The organism is Candidatus Eisenbacteria bacterium (assembly GCA_013140805.1).
In the GTDB taxonomy this organism is placed as follows: Bacteria; Eisenbacteria; RBG-16-71-46; order RBG-16-71-46; family RBG-16-71-46; genus JABFRW01.
Genome location: JABFRW010000098.1, coordinates 1 through 21,281, shown reverse-complemented (window position 1 = coordinate 21,281; position 21,281 = coordinate 1). Strand labels below are relative to the sequence as shown.

At 67.6% G+C, this 21,281-nt stretch carries 12 protein-coding genes; 2 read left to right on the top strand and 10 right to left on the bottom strand.

All coding sequences use genetic code 11. The features are described 5' to 3' along the window. The 10 genes from HOP12_08510 to HOP12_08465 all read right to left on the bottom strand — a co-directional run. Window positions 1-635, bottom strand: a 635-nt coding sequence (locus HOP12_08510; protein NOT34194.1) for a hypothetical protein, incomplete at its 3' end; no start/stop codon positions are given. A 4-nt stretch (window positions 636-639) separates the two neighbouring features. Then, on the bottom strand, window positions 640-1,524 hold the full coding sequence (locus tag HOP12_08505) for a hypothetical protein (protein ID NOT34193.1): 885 nt from the start codon (window positions 1,522-1,524) through the stop codon (window positions 640-642). Then, window positions 1,524-2,441: a hypothetical protein gene (locus HOP12_08500; protein ID NOT34192.1), complete on the bottom strand. Its 918-nt coding sequence runs from the start codon at window positions 2,439-2,441 to the stop codon at window positions 1,524-1,526. The genes HOP12_08505 and HOP12_08500 overlap by 1 nt, the downstream gene beginning before the upstream one ends. Beyond that, window positions 2,438-5,815 carry a hypothetical protein gene (locus HOP12_08495; GenBank protein NOT34191.1) on the bottom strand — a complete coding sequence of 1,126 codons (3,378 nt, stop codon included), beginning with the start codon at window positions 5,813-5,815 and terminating at the stop codon, window positions 2,438-2,440. The genes HOP12_08500 and HOP12_08495 overlap by 4 nt, the downstream gene beginning before the upstream one ends. Window positions 5,816-5,846: 31 nt before the next feature. Beyond that, window positions 5,847-6,794 carry a PorV/PorQ family protein gene (locus tag HOP12_08490; protein ID NOT34190.1) on the bottom strand — a complete coding sequence of 316 codons (948 nt, stop codon included), beginning with the start codon at window positions 6,792-6,794 and terminating at the stop codon, window positions 5,847-5,849. A 137-nt stretch (window positions 6,795-6,931) separates the two neighbouring features. Continuing rightward, entirely contained in the window at window positions 6,932-11,221 is a 4,290-nt protein-coding gene (locus HOP12_08485; protein NOT34189.1) for a hypothetical protein, read from the bottom strand. Then, a complete protein-coding gene (locus HOP12_08480; GenBank protein NOT34188.1) occupies window positions 11,218-11,385 on the bottom strand; it encodes a Trm112 family protein in 168 nt (55 codons plus the stop codon). Before HOP12_08480 ends, HOP12_08485 begins: the two co-directional genes overlap by 4 nt. Window positions 11,386-11,400: 15 nt before the next feature. Continuing rightward, window positions 11,401-12,363 carry an acetyl-CoA carboxylase carboxyltransferase subunit alpha gene (locus HOP12_08475; protein NOT34187.1) on the bottom strand — a complete coding sequence of 321 codons (963 nt, stop codon included), beginning with the start codon at window positions 12,361-12,363 and terminating at the stop codon, window positions 11,401-11,403. Then, complete coding sequence (gene dnaE / locus HOP12_08470; protein ID NOT34186.1) at window positions 12,360-17,177, bottom strand: DNA polymerase III subunit alpha; 4,818 nt, start codon at window positions 17,175-17,177, stop codon at window positions 12,360-12,362. Before dnaE ends, HOP12_08475 begins: the two co-directional genes overlap by 4 nt. Beyond that, window positions 17,174-19,018: a M23 family metallopeptidase gene (locus tag HOP12_08465; protein ID NOT34185.1), complete on the bottom strand. Its 1,845-nt coding sequence runs from the start codon at window positions 19,016-19,018 to the stop codon at window positions 17,174-17,176. The genes dnaE and HOP12_08465 overlap by 4 nt, the downstream gene beginning before the upstream one ends. A 197-nt stretch (window positions 19,019-19,215) precedes the next feature. Here HOP12_08465 and pyrE point away from each other — a divergent pair, with 197 nt between their 5' ends. Together pyrE and HOP12_08455 are read left to right on the top strand one after the other, a co-directional pair. Then, complete coding sequence (pyrE, locus tag HOP12_08460) at window positions 19,216-19,776, top strand: orotate phosphoribosyltransferase (protein ID NOT34184.1); 561 nt, start codon at window positions 19,216-19,218, stop codon at window positions 19,774-19,776. A gap of 114 nt (window positions 19,777-19,890) precedes the next feature. Continuing rightward, a partial coding sequence (locus HOP12_08455; GenBank protein ID NOT34183.1) for an AAA family ATPase occupies window positions 19,891-21,281 on the top strand: 1,391 nt, incomplete at its 3' end.

Here is a 21,281-nt window from a genome sequence, read left to right as displayed (position 1 = left end):
GGTCCACCCACCGAACGCAGGAAGCGACCCGAGGCCTCGAAGGCGAGCAGCCGCTCGCCGTCGCGATCCACCACCACCAGCGCGCCGCCACGATCGGCCGCGAGGGTCGAAGGCTCGACGCGTCCGAGCGCACTCACGATCGCGTCGTCGTCGAACTCGATCAGGGTCCCGAGCGGGCGATCGAACAGGTCGAACGCGAGCACGCGCCGATTCTCGCGATCCAGCACCGCGACGCCGGCCGCACCGAACCGCGCCACGGCGCCGGGCCGACGCAGCTGCACGGCATCACTGCCGAGCGCTCCGAGTTCCGCCTGCCAGATCCCCGCGGCATCGAAGCGCTGCACCCGATGGAGCGCGGCATCGGCGATCCACACTCGCCCGAACGGGTCCACCGCGATGCCATCGGGTTCGAGCACCTGCCCGCGGCCGCGGCCACTTCCTGCGATCACCGCCACCTCACGCAGCCGCCACACGATCGGGGCGGCGAGCGCCGACGAGTCGGCATGCGCCACCGAGTCGCGCTGCGCCAAGACGCGGGGGTCGGCGCCGCTCGAGTCGCCGGCACGCGGCGCCAGCAGCGTCGCGCCACACGCGAGCGTGAGCCCGAGCCGCAGCGCCATGCAGGAATGCAGCACGCGCCTAGAAGCGGCTGCGCAACGCGAGCGTGACTCCCTGGCCGCTCATTCCGGGCTCGAGCCGCCAGCCCGTCGGCCTGGGGCCCGCGGGGCTGTTGGCGTAGCGCGCGGCGTGAAGCGCGCTCACGATGCGGTTCGCAATCGCGAGCCCGAGTGCCGTGTTGGCGCGCAGCCCCGCGCGCTGCGAATCCTTGATCTGCTCGCGAAACAGGCGGAAGTGCGCCTCGGAGTCCCACGACCACGCGTCGGAACCCTTGAGTTCGAAGGCGGCGACGTAGGCATTGAAGTCGTCGGGGCTCTCGAAGAAGCGATTCGCCGCGTCTCGGTAAACCACGAACAAGTTGTAGTCGTCGCTGCTCGGATAGTCCCCGACCAGACGCCGGAACGCGGGATCGCGCGAGTCGAGCTCGATTCCGGCGAACAGCTCCGCGCTTCGAATCGCGCTGTCGAGCCGCAGCTCCTCCTGCACCTTGAACGAGACGAACGACGCCCAGATCCCCAGCTCGAGCACGCCGAAGACCGAGGCTGCGGTGCGACGCCCGAGGCTCGCCTGACCCCAGCCCGGTACCGTGAGCGACTGGAGCAGAATGCGAGCACGTTCGGGGTTGAGTCCCTGGAATGCGGCATCGCGATCGGCGCGATTCTTCTCGCTGCGCTTGCTTCGCGCATCGAGCCGCGTGACCGGCAGCGCAAAGCTCGAACCGCTGATCGCGAGCGTCGGCGAGGCATCGAGCACTGTTTCGTCGATCGCGAACGGCGCGGGTTCGGCGCTCACGAATGGGTCGGGTGCCGAACGCGTTTCGCACTCGAACAACGACTCGGCATGCAGGTTCGAGGCGGCACACACCGAGAGCAGCCCGGCCACGATCGCAATCCGCACTCGCCGCATCAGAACCGCCTCACCAGTTGGGCCCGCAACACGGGCTGTCCGTTCGAGAGCCGTCCGCCGACCTTGAGTCCCAGCGTCGCGGTGATCGGAATGTTGTGAAGCCGCGCGGCGCGCAGCGCGTCGGCCGCCGAGACCAGGTGATTGATCCACAGCAGGGCTCCGACTCGATTGGCATCGTGCTGCTTGTCGTTCGCACGCAAACGCATCGAAGCGTATTCATCGCGCGCATCCGGGTCCGACCACCCCACCGCCAGCGAAGCGTCGGCTGCGAGCGCATCCCAGAACGCTTCGGGATCACCCTGATAGAGCGCGCGCAGGGCCGCCGGATCCTGGCCGGTGCTGCTGCTCCAGCGATCGAACGACCACGCGCTCGCGCTATCGGCCGGCGTACCGGCGAGCTGCTCGCTCTCGGAGCGCAGTTCCTTCGCGTCGCCTCGGAACAGTGCGAAACCGATCCAGCCCGCAACCTCGGCCACCGCGAACACGATGCCGCTCCGCTCGCCCACGTAGAGCTGCCCGGAACCCGGCAGCAGCGCCGACAGCGTCAGCGCCGAGATCTCGGAGCGCGTATCCGCCAGGCGCGCCGCCGCGACTTCGGGATCGTCGACCGCCGGCCACTCGCGCGTGATGGTGCGCTGTGCCAGCACGCCCGGCTCACCGGGCGCAACGCGCAACGCGGCGAACGCCGAACCACTCTCCCACTCGCGCGCGAGCACCGCGCAACGCGCGGCCTGCTCGCCCTCGATTCGCGCGGCCAGCGCCGCGCACGGCGGATCGGACTCGAACGCGATCGATGCGGGGGCAGGATGCGACGCCGCGGCACATCGGACACCCGATGCGAGCACGCAGACTCCGAGCACGCAGATTCCGAGCAGGCAGGCGGCCAGCGTGCGCAGCTCGAACCCGCGCGGCATCATCGCAGCACTCCGACCGGGATCACCGCCTCGCGATCGCCACTCGCGCCGCGCGCACGCACTCGCACCAGATAGAGCCCGGCCGCCACCTGACCCGGATCCCAGCGTTCGAGGTTGTCGCTGATGCGCCCCTCGCGCTCGAACGACTCCACGCGATGTCCCGAGGAATCGAGGATGTCGAACGTCACATGAGCCGGCTCGGTGAGGCGATAAGCGATCATGACCGGCTTGCGCTTGGCGGGATTCGGATAAGCGATCACCGAGCCGTCCACCAGCGGACCGCTGGATGCGACCGGGGGCACGGCGGCGCGCGCAACCGGGAGCGTGCTCGAGCGTCCCGGATCGCCGCCCAGCATCGGCCACGAGCGCGAGGTCGCCGGCTGCCCCGACACGTCACCCGGCAGCGAGAACGCCTGCAGGCTCGAGAAGCGTCCGTTGATTCCCGCCTGCAGGCTGTCGACCAGCACGCGGTCCGGCAGCACCAGCTCGAGCGTCCCGTCGAGGTCGAGATCCACCGCGACGCCGGTTCCGGATGCGCCGCTGCCGGTGGCGAGCGGCCAGCCTTCGGGCTGTCGCCCGGCCCCGTTGAGCGCACTCACCACGCCACCGCCGTCGATCGAGATCATTTCGACGCGTTGATCGCCGTCGACGTCGACCACCAGCGGAGCGCTCAGCGACGGAATCACCTCGCGTGAGGTCGGCTCCGGCCATCCAGGTGCCGGCGAACCCGTGACGTTCCAGTAGGCGATCCCGAGCGAGCGCGTGCGCGCGACGACCTCGGAGAGTCCGTCCGCATCCGGATCACCCAGCGCGAGCCCGCTCACGATCGTGTCGGGCGCAGCCCCTCCCCAGCCCGGCAGTGCGGCACCGAATTCGTCATAGGCCCACAATCGATTCGCGGCGTGCACCACCACCGCGGGCGCGGCGCTCGAGCTCGCCGAGGCGCGGAAGTCGACCCACGCGAGGTCCGGCACGAACGGCGCTGCGGCCGACGCCAGCGAGACGCGATAGCTCCCGGTCGGGCACGGAGCGACGCCACACACGATCGGCTGCGTAAGTTCGACCGCGAGCTCGCCGTTCGATCCGCCGAATGCGACCCAGTCCCCGGCCGTGCCTTCGTAGCGAACTGCGAGTCGGCCGCTCACGCCACCGGACACGGTCTGGGCGCTCGTCCACACGATCTGCGCCTGCGCATCGAGACCGTACACCCGGCCGTCGGCGGCGCCGACGTAGATGCGCGCGGCCGGCCACACTCCCACGATCACCGGGGCGGTGGTCGCGAGGCTCGGTAGAGCGGCAGGCCAGCCGGCCACGGTCACGCCCTGATGGTCGATCAGCCACACGCGTCCGCCCGGCGTCGAGAGGTCGGGACCATCCGCGTAAGTCGCGACCGCGAAGACCGCGGGGCCGGGCGCGAGTGCACCGCTGCTGGTCCCTGCCGTCGCGATCGCCGCAAGCGGTGGCCGCGGGCGCCGATCGAGATTCGTGATCGTCAGAGAGCCGCCGGTCACGCCGTCGCCGCTGGTGCGCACCGCGAATATGCCGGTGCTGTCCTGACTCGTCGCTCCGCCTCCCGCCCAGCAAACTTCGAGGTCCGAATCGCCGTCGACGTCGATCGCGAGCAACTGCGGGCCCTCGGGTGGACCATCGACCTGCAGCGGCCACGCCGGCAGCGACCAGCTGCGTTGCGCCAGCAGCCGCATGGACAGCCCGGGCTCGTCGAGCACCTCGAGCCGCACGTGCGGACGCGAGCCGATGTGCGGGCGAAGATTCGGTCGGGTGGTGTCGGACAGCACCGTGTTGTTGGTCACGAACCAGGGATCGCGCGGCGAACCCAGAATGTAGGGCGAACTCGGATCGCCCAGATCGCGCAGCGCGTCGGCCTCGACCACCGAGATGCCGGGACGTCGAAAGTCGGTGTTGAACCCGAAACCTGGATTCGGACGCAGCGCCGTCTCGAATGGAATCACGGCCGCGTCGATGTGCCAGATCAACAGGCCCGAGCCCGGCAGCAGCGCGTCGTACTCGAATGGATCGGGGGTGCGCGGTCCGAGAATCACGCGGGTCGAGTCATCCTGGTCGAGATCGAGCGTGTCGCCCGCCGCGATGTGGCGATTCTCGATCAGCAGATACTCGTCGCTCGTCAGCCACACCCGACGCATGTCGGGGTTCCGTTCGCTGTTCGCGACCACCATGGTGTCGGCCCACGCCACGTCCACGAACTCGAGTGCGTCGGTCGTGAAATAGCGCTGGAAGGGATCGACGCTCGGCGGCAGCAGCCCGATCGCGTAGAAAATGTCTCCGTTCGAGGTCTGGACCTGGGTGCCGGCCAGATTGCCGCTGTCCATGAGGCTCCACAGCCCCACCACCGGATAGCCGGAATTCACGTCATAGAGATCCGCGAAGCCGAACAGCAGGTGTCCGCACTCGTGCGCGAGCACCCCGTTGATGGTGGCGAAGAACCCGTCCTGGCTCGCCGTCTCGGGCACGAAGGTGGCGAGGCCGATCGGACGGTTGAGCGAATCCGAAAACACCACCTGATCGGCGTCCGTCATGCCGATCGTGAACGACGGAATGTCGAGCGGGCTGTCCTGGCGAACGTCGCTCTGGAAATCGCTGCCGGCGTGGATGAACACGAAGTAGTCGTAGTCATCCCACGGAATGCGATCGCCACGCTGCACCGACTGCGTGTCGGCGGCGAAGAAGAAGTGACGCGTCATGTCGACGGCGGCGCCGTAGATGTCCTGGCTGAATTTCCACGGGCCGAGATCGGCGTGGTCCGTGAACCGATAGGCCGAGTTCTCTTCGCGCGGCCACACATCGCCGACCACCTGCACGCGACCATACGACTGAGCGTCGTAGTAGCGCCTCAACGCCTCGAAGTGCGCCTGATAGAACGAGCGATTGTGTGGCGGACGGTCGAGCGGCGGCAGCAACGTGTCGGGCGCCGAAAGATTGAAGCGGCCATCGCCGCTGGTCTCCGAGCCGGCACGGTCGGTGGCGAAGTCGATGCGGATGAACGCCACGCGCTTCTGGAGCGGCGGATTGCCGAGCGTGCGGGGGCGCGCCTCGCGCACCCGCGCGTTCGGATTGCGGCCCGGGAATGTCGGAGCACCGGGGCCGCGGCTCCAATCGAAGTTCTTCGGCGCGAGCACGCCCGGAAACGAGCGCTGAAGTCGCGCGCGTTCGCGCTGGGCCGCGGCGACGTCGGCGGGCAGGATCGCGCCGCGCCACGGAGTGCCGCGCTTCGCGAGTTCGGCCGCCTGTTCGGCAGGCAGCGCCCGGCGGACGATCAACGGCCGCTCGGCGCGCGCTTCCCCGAAGCTCGCGGCCGACAACGCGAACAACAGCATCGCGGCCTGGAGATGAACTCTCACAGGATTCACTCGCCTCGAAAGCGTCCGGAGATCAGAACCGGTAGCCGAGCGTGAGCTTCTGGACGGTTCCGAGGTCCGAGTTGCGCGCCTGCGGGATGCTGCCCCAGTCGAGCGCCAGACCCTTGAATACCAGTCCGAGCCCGTACGTCACGTCGCTGATGTCGCCGAGCGGATCCGACATGTAGCCGAGCCGCCCTGCGATCTGGTCCGCATACTTGAACTCGAGCCCCGCGTTGTAGGTGCGGAACTCGTCGGTGACCAGCGACTGGTTGAAGTCGGCCGCCAGCGTGAGTCCGTAGCTCTTGTCGGCCAGCGCCTGCCAGGCCGCGCCGACCTTGACGTTGCGGCCGAGCGGATCCGACTTGTTCTCGTTGATGAAGGTCACGCTCGGCCCGAGATTCTGAATGTTGACCCCGAGGCTCAGGCGCGCGACCGGCAGTCGGTAGAGCGACGCGATGTCGACGCCGAAGGTGGATCCGATCCCCGACAGATCATCGGGCGCAAGCTGGATGCGCACGTACTTGAGCGTTGCACCGACCGCGAAGTCCGGCAGCAGGCGAATACCGTAGGACACCGCGGGCGACAGCTCGTGCGAACCGAAGGTGCCGGTCACATTGCCCGAGGTGTCGGTGCGCTGGCTTTCGCCGTAGGACAGGAACACGAAGCCGATGCCGAAGGCTCCCCATCCGCCGACCGGCTGGACGTAGCTGCCGTAGTTGTACGTGACGTCGGTCGCCAGAGTCGGAACCAGCTGGGCGAAGGTCCACTCGATGCTGGAATTGGAGATGAACCCGAGCCCGGCGGGGTTCCACCAGCTCGCTCCGGTGGCGTCCTCGGTCAGCGCGGCGCCCGTTCCGCCCATGCCGTTCTGGCGGCCGCCGGGCTGGATATCGAGTGAGCGGCCGGTTCCCTGCGCCTGCGCAGCACCGGCGATGCCGAGCAACACGATGACGGACAACGATTTAACCAACCAGCGCATAACTTTCCTCCAAGACACACGACGGGCCCTGTGGGGTGACGATCACAGGCCATACACCGCAGGTTCGGTATTCGATCCATTCAATTTGGGTCGCGTTCGCGGCCGAAACATACCCGGTACCGGGTCCGGCGGCCAGCCTAGGGGCGGTGCACGACGAAACGCCCCGATCCCCTGGCGCTCTGGCGGGCGCTGCTCGAGCCGTCCGGGTCGCGCAGATTGGCGTGAACCCGGAAGAGATAGACGCCGGTGGCGAGACGCTCGCCCTCGCTGTCGAGCCCATCCCACGGAAGCTGAACCTGGCCGAGAGCTCCCATGGTGGTGAGCGAGCGCACCAGCCTGCCGCTCACGGTATAGATCCGCAGCAGCACGTTGATCGAGTCACCCGGCACGTCGACCACGAAGGTGCCGCCGCTTCCAGCGCCGCCCGAGCGGATCGGATTGGGGAACAGCAACGCGCGACTCACGCGCAGCTCCGGGTTGTCGCTGACCGCGAAGTCGAGCGCCACGCTCGAGCGGTGCGCCCCGGCTCCCAGGCCCGCCGCCAGATTGTCGGCCGCGCTCACTCGGATGCGGTGCGGTCCCGCCGACAGATTCGGCAGGTCGAATGTCGCCGTGCCCGACTGATACGAGCCCTCGGCGTATTGGAAGCTCGAGGTCACGTCGTAGCGCTGCGTCGAATTTTCGTCGACCGTCACGATGATGCCGTTCTGGAGATTCCGACCCGTGATGAGAATTCCGCTCGGATCGGTCAGGTCGATGCGCAGCGTCGCCGTCGGTCGTACCGACAGCGAGCCGCCCGGGAACGCCAGGGCGATCTGGGGCCCGGCCTGATCGCCGCTCGGCGGAATTCCGATGACGATCGCAAAGCTGTCGGCGCCGACGCCGTCGCCCGCGAACGTGCCGGCCGCATCGCGAAAGTAGCCGCGATGACGCGCTCGCACTCCGAGGCGTGAGTCGATCGGCACCACGAACCGCGCCTCGAACACTCCCGCGCGCACTGGAACCGTGCCGCGGAACATCGGAGCGGCGCGGAACGGATAGTTCTGACAGATGTCGCCCGGCAGCACCCGCACACACGGCACCGTGTCGATCGGCGCCGAGTCCTCGACCAGCAGCTCGAGCGCACCGTCCATGACCTGCGTGACTCCGCCCGGCCGATCCGCGACGCGGCCACGAATCGTGACGGTCTGTCCGCGCTGCACGGTGTCGAGCGGCGCGCCGCCGGCGTCCGCGAGCGCCGCCTCGACGAATCGCGACGGCAGCAGCAGTCGCAATGCCGCATCACCCATCAGCTGGTATTTCTGCCCGTTCGTGGTGCCGTTCTTGGCGTCGAGCAACCCGCTGGCGAGCGGCACCGAATAGAGTCCCGCGACCGGGTCGCGCTCGAACACCCCTTGATAGAGGTCCAGGTTCAGCGCCGCGTTCTGGTTGCTGAATGCCAGCTCGGTCGCCGAGATCACGCCGATCGCGCCACCGGTCGGATTGAGGAGCATGCCCTCGCCGAGGCTCGGCACCTTCGGATCGCTGTACTTGCCGACGTCGCACGACGCCGCGACCAGCACGGTCGGACGCGTTGCGTTGGTCACCGCACTCGCGTCGGCGTCCAGGAACACGCTCTCGTCGGCGAGCTTGAACGGACTGCCGTGCCCGATGTAATTCATCATGAGCACGCCCGAGTTGACGCCCGCGAGGATGTCCGACTTGGCGCCGGGCTTGGTGAAGTTGGGGCCGGTCGGATAAGTGTGCAGATAGACGTAGTCGCGATCGATGTGCAGTGGCGTCCCGGAGCGGTCCAGCACGCCCGACTGTTGCACGTGGCTCCAGCCGAGGTTGTCGGGCGCGGAACCCTGCATGTCGTCGTCGGCGACCAGCATCACGGTATTGCGCCACGTTCCCACCGGCGCCGAGCTTTCATACGGAATCAGCTTGTCGCGCACGTAGAGCAGCGCGTCGCCGAGATCCTCGGCGGGAATACGTCCGCTCGCGAAGTCGGGAATGATCGTGAAGGGACTGTCGACGTTCAGGATCCAGTCGTCGGTGGTGTACTGCCGTCCTACGATCGCGTCGAAGCCGCCTTCATAGGTCGTGAGCACGCAGCCCGGCAGTCCCGGCGGCGCCAGCCCGGTGATGTTCTTGTAGTCGTAGGAGGCATCGCCGAGGAAGGTGACGAAGGTCGGGATCTTGGCCCAATTCTGCGCGACCGCGCGCAGGAAGTTGCGCACCGCGGACGGATCGGCGCGACCGCCCGAGAACTGATCGTAGAGCGCCGAGATCGGCACCGACGCGGTATCGAACGGCGCACCTCCCATGCCGGGCGGCAGGTGGTCGCGTCGCCAGCGCAGCAGCTCGTCGGCTGCGGGGCGGAAGCCGTCGAAGTAGATGAGCAGATAGTCGGCGCCCTGCGAGCGGCCGCGCAGGTTCTGCAGGCTCGAAGACGGCGCATCGAGCAGGCTCGTGGTGGCCACCTGCGCGAGGTTTCCGATCGGCAGCACCGCGTAGCGCCGCGGGCCGGACTCGAAGGCGCGGAAGCGCAGTTGATGGTCGTCGGTGGCGAGCGACGTGTACTCGACATCGAGGAGCTGAACCGGATGCCCGGGATCCGTGACGTCGAACACCATCGGAGTGCCGCCCGCGGCATCGGTGAAGGGTCGGAGCGTGTAGACCACCTCGCCGAGCCCCGTCGAGCCGAACGCGAGCGAATTGTTGAGCGGCTCGAATCGTCGCGGATAGAACACGTCGAACCATGCGAGGCCGCTCTGATCGAAGCGCCGCTGGTCGAATCCCGAATTCGAATCGGTGACGCGCGGAACCGTGAAGTCGACCAGGTTCGCGAGCGGCTGCATCACCAGCGTGCTGTCGAAGAACGTCGGTCGCTCGTCCTCCCAGGCGCGGCGCTTGAGCGCGCTGCCGTTGACGCGGACGTCGGCGTAGTGATCGAAGATCCCGAACGAGTGGGCGATGTCGGTGAAGCCCCACATCAGCGCGCGGAATCGCGCCGGTTGCCCCACCGCATAGCCGGGCAGCGCGAACGGCGGCGGCGTGTAGGTGGTGTTCTGGTTGATGCTGTTCCAGAACCACTTCTCCCAGAACGTCGTGGTGCGCGTGCTGCTCACGTCGAAGCGCTCGTGCGAATTGTCGGGTGTGGCGTTCGGTTCGTAGACGACGTCCTGCTCGAAGTGCATCCGTTCGTTGAACGTGGTCGGCTGGGCTGCGCCGGTCGGATCGCCGACCGTTCCGGCGCGCGTGAGGATGCGATGCGGCGCCCCGGCCATCGGGAGCGCAGCGGTCGCGATCGTGAGGTAGTAGTAGTTCCTCGTCTCATACGGGTTGTTCACGAACTCGGTGTCGGGACGCGCGGAATCGAACAGATTGCCCCAGTCGTTGGTACCGAGCGCATGGAAGTAGAAGTAGTCGTTGCCGTCGAACCGGCCGTCGCCGTCGTCGACGACCTGAATCGCGACTTCTCGAAAGTCGCAGGAGTCGCAGTAATTCATTTCGGGAAGGATCGGGTAGCCCGGCCAGGTGAAGAGCCGCAGGCTGTCGAGCGCCGGCGTGGGAGTGTCCCGGAACACGCCGAGCAGACGAATCTGGTTGAAGTCGACCCGATGGAAACCGCGCTGCGTGATGGGAATCTTGATCCAAGAACGGCCCGCATAGAGGCTCGTCTCCGGGGCCGCGGTCACCGACGGGATGCCACCGCGCTCCCGGCGCCACTCACGACCTTGTTCGGGATTGACGAGCGAATTCTGGTAGACGGACTCGAACGCTCCGGCCGCCACCGGGTTCGCGAGACTTGGAGCGGCGCGCGAGAAGTCGCCCCCCGTGAGTTGCACCTGGACCTCGACGCGCTGCGCGAGCTCGAGCCGCCGGCTCGCGACGTCGTAGCGCGCCGGTGACACGGCGATGCGCGCGACACGCTGATCGCGCATCCAGCCGACACCCAGCAACGTCGCGACGGGCGCATCGAGGCCGGCACGTGTGGGCTCGCCGGCGCCACGGGCCCGCGCGTCGATGGCGGACTCATTGCCCCGCATGTCCTGCTGAACTCGAGCGTCGAGCCACGGATCACCCTTGAGGTCACGCGGCAGCCGCGGCTGCGTCGCCAGCACCACCCCGGCACTCGTCTGCGACATCACGATGCGCCCGCTCACCCGGACATCCGCTCCGGGAGGAACTGCGACCGAGAACACTCGGACCGGCAGGCGCGTCTCGCCGATCACCGCCTGGGTTTCCCAGCCTGGGATTGCGAGGTCTGAGATCGTAGGAGCAAAAGCGAGTGCCTTCGGCGCTACGGCGGGCAGCTCGACCGAGAAGCGCACCACCCCCGGCCCGGTCGGCAGCAATGTCACATCGGACGACGACGCATGCGCGAGCGGCGCCAGTGCGGCGAGTCCCACGCACAGCCAGGTGGCGAGGCGGGGGTTCAAAACTTCTCGGCCTCGTCGACCAGCATCACCGGGATGTCGTCCTCGACGCGATAGCGCAGCCGGCACTGAGCACACGTCAGCCGTTGCGCGTCGGCGCCGTATTCGAGATCGCCCTTGCAGGCCGGGCAGACGAGAATCGCGAGCAGGTCAGGACTGAGCGCCATCATGTTCCTCCCGTGTCAAGCCGGCAGCTCCGTGTAGACGCCGAGCCGGCGATACTTCTGAAGTCGACGCTCCCGCAGCTCCGCGGGTGCTACCCCCGCCAGTCGATCGAGGTTCCGCTCCAGCGCCTCTTTCAATGTATTCGCGGCGGCTTCCGGATCGCGGTGCGCGCCGCCGAGTGGTTCCCGAAGCACCTCGTCGATCACACCCAGGCGTTCGAGATCGGTGGCCGTGATGCGAAGGGCATCGGCCGCCAGTGACGCCTTCTTGCCGTCCCGCCACAGGATCGAAGCGCAGCCTTCGGGTGAAATCACCGAGTACCACGAATTGTCGAACATCATGACCACGTCCGAGACCGCGATCGCCAGCGCCCCTCCGGATCCGCCCTCACCGATCACCACCGTGACGATCGGGACGCCGAGGCGTGACATTTCACGCAGGTTGACCGCGATCGCCTCCGCCTGGCCGCGCTCCTCGGCGCCGAGTCCGGGATAGGCGCCCGAGGTGTCGACCAGCGTCACGATCGGGATGCGGAAGCGGTCCGCGAGGCGCATCAGCCGCAGCGCCTTGCGATACCCCTCGGGGCTCGGCATGCCGAACCGGCGCATCAGATTTTCTTTGGTGTCGCGCCCCTTTTGCTGCCCCATCACCATGATCGGTCGACTGCCGAGCCACGCCGTTCCACCCACGATCGCAGGATCGTCGGCATAGAACCGGTCGCCATGCAGCTCGAGGAATCCGGTGCAGCAGCGCGCGATGTAGTCGAGTGTGTAGGGCCGCTTGGGGTGGCGAGCGAGCTGAACGCGCTGATAGGGCGTGAGGCCCGCATAGATCTCGCGGCGCAGCGCGTCGGCCTTGCGCTCGAGATCCGCCAGTTCCGTGACCGCATCGAGGCCCTGCTCGCTCGCGTGCTCGCGCAACTCCTGAATGCGCTGCTCCAGCTCGAGCACCGGCTTTTCGAAGTCGAGCCACGTCGTCATCGCCCGCTCCTCCCCCAGCGCACCTTGATCATCGGGTGGCGCTCCCGCAGACGCACCGCCACCTCCTCGGTCTCCACGACTCGGAAACGCTTCGATCGCATCGCAAGTCGTGAGTGATCGGGCTGAACGATGTGCAGGTAGACCTCCGCGTCACCGGGATGCGCGCTCAGGATCTCGTCGATCGTCCCGAGCCGCTCCTCGGAGATGTCGTCGGCGCGAATCTCCAGATGGAGGCTGCGACGATACACCGAACGGGCCTCCTCGAGCGCACGCACCTCGGCCAGCATCAGCCGGGCCGGCCGCTCGTCGCGACGCTCCACCCGGCCGCTCACCACCACGATCTGGTCGGCGGCCAGCAGCAGCCGCGAGCTCTCGAACACGTCGGGAAATACGGTGCACTCCATGCGCGAGGTCAGGTCTTCGAGAGACACGACCCCCATCATGCGTCCGCCCTTGGTGTGGATGGTCTTGGTCTCACCGGCCAGCGCGACCACCCGCACCTCGGCGCCGTCTTCCAGCTCGAACGTTTCGGCCAGCGTGTGGGTGCCGATCTTCGAGATGTCGTCGCGCAGCGGTTCGAGCGGGTGCTCGGAGAAGTAGAAGCCGAGCACCTCCTTCTCCCGGGCGCTCCGATCGCGCGGCGCCCACACCTCGGCGTCCGGAAGCGTCGGCGCCGCCAGCTCGACCGCACCACTCGACCCACCTGCGACTCCGAACAGCGAGGACTGCCCGCTCTCGCGCTCGCGCCGGTGTCCCGCCGCCGACTCGAGTGCCACCGCAGCACCGGCGAACAGCCGCCCGCGCTCGGGTCCAAGCGTGTCGCACGCTCCGGCGGCGACCAGACTCTCGAGCACGCGCCGATTGAGCACCCGGCCTTCGAGGCGGCGCGCGAGTTCGAACAGGTCGCGAAAATCGCCGCCGCCGGCACGCGCCGCGACCAGGCTCTCGACCGCCGCCTGCCCGACGTTGCGGACCGCCCCGAGCCCGATCCGGATGCGACCGCTCTCGAGCGTGAACGCCCACTCGGAGCGATTCACCTCGGGCGGCAGGACCTCGAGTTTCATGCGCCGACATTCTTCGATCAGCGTGACGATGCGCGCGCCGTCGCTCATTTCGGATGTCATGGTGGCCGCCATGAACTCGGCCGGGTAGTGCGCCTTGAGGTAGGCGGACTGGTACGCGAGCAGCGCGTAGGCGGCGGAGTGCGAGTTGTGAACGATCAGGCCATCGGCGACGAAGTTGTGATCGTGCTCGACCGTCAGGTCGTAGACATCCTCCGCGCCCTTCGGCGTGATCGAGACGATCCGGTCCCAGAAGATGTCGGAAGTCGCGAGCTTTGCGAGATCGAAGGAGCCGAGTGCCTCTGCGACGCGGGCGACCGTCGAGCGGCGGAGGCCTGCGCCGAGGCGATTGAGCCGTGATCGCTCGACCATGACGCCGGCCTCTCGATCGAGCCGACTCCGGGTCCACCCGCGAGCACGCCGCTCGGCATCGACGGTCTCGAGCACTTCGATTGGAACGGTGTCCTTGGAGCTTCGATCGGGCGAAGTGCTTGTCACCGAAGCGCGCAATCCCGCCAGCGCGTCGTCGCGGCCCACGAGATGCGGCCCGATCGCTTCGAGGAACACCGCTCGCGAGCGATCGCCTATCAGATGGAGCGTGTAGCCGGGTCGGCGAGTGCCGCGATACGCGAAGGACTTGGTCCGGATCGAGCTGACGATGCCGAAGCGAAGCAGCAGGCGCTGCACGTCTCGCGCGAGCCCCATCGAGGAGGTCGCGTAAAAGGGCTGAGCGTCGTGTTTCCCACTGAGGTAGCCGTCGCCCGACCAGAGTCGACCCAGGAAGAGCGCTACATCCTGATCTCGCAGCGCGAACACCGCACCCGGTACCCGCTTTTGCGTCGCCTTCAGGCCGAGAATCCCGACTCGCGCCGCCCACTGGAAGGCACCGCTGCGACGTGGCTCGCGATCGGCGATCTGGTCGAACTCCTCCCACGCCGAAGCCACTCGAACGCCCGTTCCATCAACCAGATACTCGACGTCTCCCTCTCGCGCGCGATGATGGCGACCTAGATTCGCTGCAACCTCGAGCCGCCCGTTCGCGCGCCGATGAATCCGCGCGACCGTGTCCGGGAACTCGCCGATCGCATGCGCGAAGTCGTCGATCGCGGCTGGTGCATTGCAGTGGAAGTACAGCGTGGTCGGGTGACACGTGTTGCCCTCGGCCAGAAGGTGGCCGAGCGCGATCAGCTGGTGCGGGGGCCACGACTTCGTCGACTCGATCGGCAACTTCCGTGGCGCCGCAATGCGCGCGCCCACCGAGAGATCGTCGATGGTTCGCCAGCCTTCGAGTGTTCGTAACGGATGATTTCCGGTCGCGGTGATGCGATGGCCAAGCGCGGTCACCACTTCGAACACCGGCCGCCGGCCGTTCCAGACCACGTCCGTCACCGCGCGCGGACGCAAACGGAGATCGTCGCCGAGTGCCAGCACGCGACGAGGAGTGCCGCGCGTCGCAAACATCTCTCCGATCGTAGTGGTCGCGCCCGAGTCGGCGTCGAAGACTTCGGTACCGGAGGTCGCGCACCTGTTGAAGCCGTATCCGGCGAACTTCTCCATCGTGGCAAAGATCTTGTCGGCCTTCGCGGGCGGGATCTTGTTCGTCTTGCAGCCTTCGACGAACTGCGCGCGCTTGGCCTCCATCTCTTCTCGTTGCTTTTTTCCCATCGCGCGACGCAGTTCGTCGCCTTGCGCGAGCGAGAAGCCGGCGAGCACGTTTGCGGCCGCCATCACCTGCTCCTGGTAGACGAACACTCCATAGGTGTCCTTGAGGATCGGCTCGAGCGAGGCGTGCTCGTACTTGGCCACTTCGCGGCCGTGTTTGCAGTCGATGAAGTACGGGATGTTCTCCATCGGGCCGGGTCGGTAGAGCGCGTTCATGGCGGTGAGATCGCCGAACACGGTGGGCTTCAATCGCCGCAGGTAATCGCGCATGCCGCCGGACTCGAACTGGAAGATCGCAACGGTGTCGCCGGACTGGAACACTCGATACGCGGGCTCGTCGTCCCACGGGAGCGTGTCGAGATCGAGCGCAACGCCGTGATGCTGCTTCACCAGCCGCACCGCTTCGACCAGCACCGACAGCGTGCGCAGGCCGAGGAAGTCCATCTTGAGCAGTCCCGCCTTCTCGATCGCCTTCATGTCCCACTGGGTGGTGATCGACTCGTCCTTCTGGCGATAGAGCGGCACGTAGTCCATCAGCGGACCGGGCGTGATCAGCACTCCGGCCGCGTGCGTCGAGGCATGACGCGCCAGACCCTCGAGCGTGCGCGCGGACTTCATCAGCTTGTCGTAGGGCGGCCCCTTCTGCGCCAGGCTCTTCAAGTCCGGCGACAGCTCGAGTGCGCGCTCGAGCGTCATGCCGATGCCGTCGGGAACCATGCGCGCCACGCGATCGACATCCGCGAATGCGAGCCCCAGGGCGCGACCCACGTCACGCACCACGCCCTTGGCACCCATGGTACCGAACGTGATGATCTGCGTGACGCTCTCCTCGCCGTACTTTTCCTTCACGTAGGCGATCACTTCGCCGCGTCGAAGGTCGTCGAAGTCGATGTCGATATCCGGCATCGTGACGCGCTCGGGATTGAGGAAGCGTTCGAAGAACAGCGCGTGCTGGATCGGGTCGACGTTCGTGATGCGCAGCGCGTACGCCACCAGCGATCCGGCGACCGATCCACGACCCGGACCTACCGCGATGCCGTGATCGCGTGCGAACTGGATGAAGTCGCGCACGATCAGCATGTAGCTCGCAAAGCCCATGCGGATGATCACGTCGAGCTCGTACTGCAATCGTTCGCGCACCTCGGTGGCAGGCGCGGAACCGAAGCGCTGTTCGAGCCCTTCGCGCGAGAGCTTCGTCAGGTATTCCTCGGGCGTGCCGGCGCCCGGCGGAAGCGGGAACGCGGGCAGCAGCGGCTTGCCGAACTCGAGCTGCAGATTGCAGCGCTCGGCGATCGCGATGGTGTTGCGAAGCGCTTCGGGCTGGTCGGCGAACCGCTCCATCATTTCGGACGCGGTCTTGAAGTAGACCTGGTCGGTCTCGTAGCGCATGCGATTCACGTCGTCCACGGTCTTGCCGGTCTGGATGCACAACAGCACATCGTGCGCGGCTGAATCCTCGTGGCGCAGATAGTGGCAATCGTTCGTAGCGACCAGCGGAATTCCGGTGCGTCGCGACAGATCGGTCACGCCCGCGCGGATCTTGTCCTCGATTTCGAGCCCGTGGTTCTGCATCTCGAGGAAGTAGTTGTCCGCACCGAACAGGTCGCGGTACATGCCCGCGGTCTTCATCGCCGCTTCGGTGGTCCCCTCGATGAGATCGGTCGCGACCTCGCCCTTGGGGCACGCCGACAGCGCGATCAGACCCTCGTGGTAGCGATCGAGGATCTCGTGGTCGACGCGCGGCCGGTAGTAGAAGCCCTCGAGATACGCGAGCGACGACAGACGGATCAGATTGCGAAAGCCGGTCTCGTTCGCGGCCAGCAGCACCAGGTGGTGCGCGGTGTCGCGGGTGCGGTCGGTGCGACGGCCACGCGTGACGTAGGCCTCCATACCCACGATCGGCTTGACGCCGGCCTTGCGAGCCTCGAGGTAGAACTCGATCGCGCCGAACATCGATCCATGGTCGGTGAGCGCGAGCGCCGGCATCTTGAGCTCGGCCGCACGCGCGACCATGCGCGGAATCGGATTCGCGCCGTCGAGGAGCGAGTAGTCGCTGTGGTTATGGAGGTGGACGAACTCGACGTGCTTCATAGCGCCGAAAAGACTCCAGACCGGGTCCGAGCGTTTCCGGCGCGATCGGTGACGACGACAGTGATGCGATAGGTGCCCGCGGCCGGCACCACGCGTGGACGCCAGCGCAATGCGTCGGCTTCGGAATCCCACTCGGTCGGCACGCGTTTGCCTTCGATCATGAAGTAGGACTCGCGCGCGTCGACACCACTCGCACTCTCGACCACGCCGGCCTCGAGTTCCCAGCGGCTGTAGGGCTTCCGCGGTCCCACGGACGGCTTTCGAAGCGTCACGCGCGGAGCGAGCGTGTCGGCGAGCAGCGCGAAGGTGCCGAGCCGTCGCGACTCGGCGACGCGGTGCCCGTTCGCGGAGTCGCCTCCGCTGCCGACGAACGACCAGCCGCTTCCATCCCATCGGTAGAGTGCGCGCCTGGCACCCTCGGGAGCGGTCCAGGCGAGGCTCAGCGCGCGGCGCAGCGGTATGAAGGTGGGAGTGATCTCGCACATCGGAGCCGCAAGGCGAGCGTCGAACTCGATCGAGAGCGGCGGCCTGAGCGCCGGGACGCCGTAGCGAATCGTCGCGGGCTCCGCGAACGTTCCACGCTGCCATTTCACGCGGTAGCCCTCGCCGGCGTCGAAGTCGGCCGCGACCTCGCCGTCGATCGCGAGTGTTCGCGCTTCGGTTCCACCCATCGCGCCGCGCTCGACTCCAGCGCCGCGGCGCGCGGCCGGGCGCGCGTCGGGGCGCAGCAGGATCCAGCGCGAGGTCTGATTGCCCGACACGTCACGCGCGAGCAGTCGAACGCGCAGAGGTTCCGAGCCCGGCGGCACCTCGAGCGTGCCGACTTCGCGACCCGGCGGCTCGGAAGCGCGAATGAAGCGCGGGCGAAATCCCGCCGCCGCCCACAGCACGATGCCCTTGTCACCAACGATGCGGCCGTTGTCGTAGAGAAAGTCGCTCTCGTTCATCTCGGTCGCCCACGAGATCGAATCCATGCGGCACTCGACCCAGCGCTCGCCCCACTCCATGCGCACGAGCCACGGCACCATGCGGTCGACGCCCTCCCACACTCCGTCGCGAGCCGCGATCACGACGCGCAGGCGGCCGCGCACTGCGATGGTGTCGCCGGCGGCGCGCAATGCGAACGTCCGCGGGGCGCTGACGCCCTCAACATGCGACGAGTCGTCGAGTGGAGCGAGCGTGACACTCACCAGTGACGGCTGCGTGGCATCGTTCACGCGCAGACCGGCGAGAAACGGGTTGTACGCCACGTCACCGCGCCGGATCTCGAAGTGCATGTGCGGGCCGCCAGCGCCGCTCTGACCAGTCCACGCGATGCGATCTCCGGTCTTGACGGCGAAGCGATTCGCCTCGGGCCACAGGTCCTGCTCGTACTGCCCGCTCGATTCCTGTGCGGTCGCTGCGTACAGCGCGATCGGGTCGGTGAACGCGTCGAGATGACCGAACTGGATGGTGCGGCCGTCGCGGGTGCGCAGGTAGAGCGAACGGCCGTAGCCCACGCCGGAAGTCCGCACGCGCTCGATGTAGCCATCGAGCGGCGCGTAGACCGGCGCGCCGACGCGTCGCCCGGTGCCGAAGTCGAGCCCGGCGTGAAAGTGCCCGATGCGAAACTCGCCGAACCCGCCGGTGACCGTGAGCGGCGTGTCGAGAGGCGCGCGACCCAACGGTGCGTCGAATGGAATCGCGCGCTCGCCGGCCAGTCGGGGCGCGGGCTTCGTACGAATCGTGGACGCGGAGCCGGAGCCGGCGATCCGCTTCGAGTCGGCGCCGAGGATCCCGAACGTGAACGCGAGCAGCAGCAGACAGGCGGCGGCTCGCGCGGGCGGATCCATCCGTGTCATGGCGCTCTCCATTCGTCGTGCGCGGCAATCGTCGGGGTGCCGCCGCAGCTTAGGGAGTGCCGCGCGCAAGGGTCAACCTCTCGATCGAGTGGGCGTGCGATCGCTGCACTCGTTGCGGTGACACGACTTGACACTCCAACGCCTTGACGCCCCGAGCGCCCCCCGGCAGACTCCCGCAACGGAGGAACCAGAAACCCATGACGTCACCGGACGAACGCGACCAGTTGCGCCAGATGCTTCTCGATCGCTCCATGAAGTTCGGCGAGTTCGTCCTCAGCTCGGGCGCGACCTCGAACTACTACATCGATGTGCGCAAGACCAGCCTCCACCCCGGTGGTCTCAAGATGATCGCGCGGTTGTTGTGGGAGCGCCTGAAGGACGACGACATCACCGCGGTCGGCGGACTCACGATGGGAGCCGATCCGCTGGTCGCCGGAGTCATGCTCTACAGCGCCGAGCAGGGCCGGCCGCTCGAGGGGTTTCTCGTGCGCAGCACCGCCAAGGACCACGGCATGCGAGGTCAGGTCGAGGGAAATCTCGCCGGACACAAGCGCGTCGCAATCCTGGACGACGTGATCACCAGTGGTGAGAGTGCGCTCATCGCGGCCGAGGCGGCCGAGTCGTACCGCGCACAGGTGGTGCGCGTGCTCGCCGTGGTCGACCGCGAGCAGGGCGCCACGCAGATCTTTCAGCAGCGAAACCTGCCGTTTCAGGCGCTGTACTCGATCGGCGAGCTGCTGCCGGCTCAGCGCGGATAGGGCCCGCCCGGCCGCGCGGCCGGCGGTCCTGAACGCACGCGCAAGTCATCCCCTCCCCCGACCGATAACTCAGATCGACCGTCGAGCACCCTCGACCCCTAAGAGACCGGAGCGATGTTCGAAACCGCACTCGGCTTGCGCGAGAATCCGTTCGTCGCAGGGCACCAGCCCCGCTTCGTGTATCCCAGTCGCGAGCATCAGGAAGCGCTCGCGCATCTGCGCTTTGGGATCGAGAACCGTGAGCCGTTCGTGCTCATCACCGGCGAAGTCGGCACCGGCAAGACCACCGCGATCTACGATGCCCTGAACGGCTGGGGCGCGCGCACCGTGGTGGCGCTCATCACCAACTCGTCGCTGACGCGCGCCGAACTGATCGAAGAGATCGCACTGCGCTTCGGGCTCGCGCTGCCGCCCGGAACTTCGAAGCCGCAGGCGCTCGTGCAGCTGGAGCGCCACTTGCGCGAAGTCCGCACGCGCGGCGAACTCGCGATCCTGCTGCTCGACGAAGCGCAGAACCTGGATCGCGAGTTGCTCGAGGAGATCCGTCTGCTCTCGAATCTCGAAGAGCAGGGAGCCAAGCTGCTGCAGATCTTCCTCGTCGGTCAGCCCGAGCTCGAGGAAAAGCTGACGCGCCCCGAACTGCGCCAGCTCAAGCAGCGCATCGTGGTGCACTACCGGTTGAAGCCGATGGGCGCCGACGAGACCGAGCATTACATCCGCCATCGCGTCGCGGTCGCCGGCGGCAACTCGTACGAGCTGTTCCCGGTCGAGACCTGTCGCGCGATCTTTGCACTCACGCACGGCATCCCGCGCGAGATCAACACCGTCTCCGGCCAGGCGATGCTCAACGCCTACGTGGACGACAGTCGCGTGGTGCGGCCCGACCACGTGCACTCGGTGGCGCGCGAGAACGAATTCCGCAGCGTGATCGACGTGCACGGTCTGCGCGGCGGCGGCGGGGAAGCGTCACCTTCGCCCTACTCGCGAGCGCAGGACGCGCACCAACCTTCTCCACCGGTGGCGAACGCGAACGTTCCCGACGCTCTCTCACCGCGCGTCGAACCCGAGACCATCATTCCCGCCGCCGAGCCGCCGCGTCGCCCGATGGATGCACCCGCGACCGAATGGCGCTCGGCGCCCCGAGCAGAACCCCAGCCCGAGTTCACGCGCGAGTGGCCGAACGAACCGGCCGCCGAGCCGAGGCGCGACCCCGCGCCGCTGGCCGCTTCGTCCCCCGCAGAGGACGCCGACATCGCGATGCCCGCGTGGCTCGAGGATGCCATCGCCAGGCGTCGCGCCGAGGGACCGGCCGCGGAACCGGAAGCGATCGAAGAGCCGGTGTTGCTCGCGGCGGCGGCGCCCGCGCGCATGCCGCGCATCGTGCCGCATCCGTCGGGTGAGGCAGGACGAGCGCGCGATGACGACTCGTTGCCGCCACGGCTGCGCGAGAAGCTCGATCGTGGCGAGAACGAGACGCCGCGCGAGCGCTCGGCACTGCCGTGGGT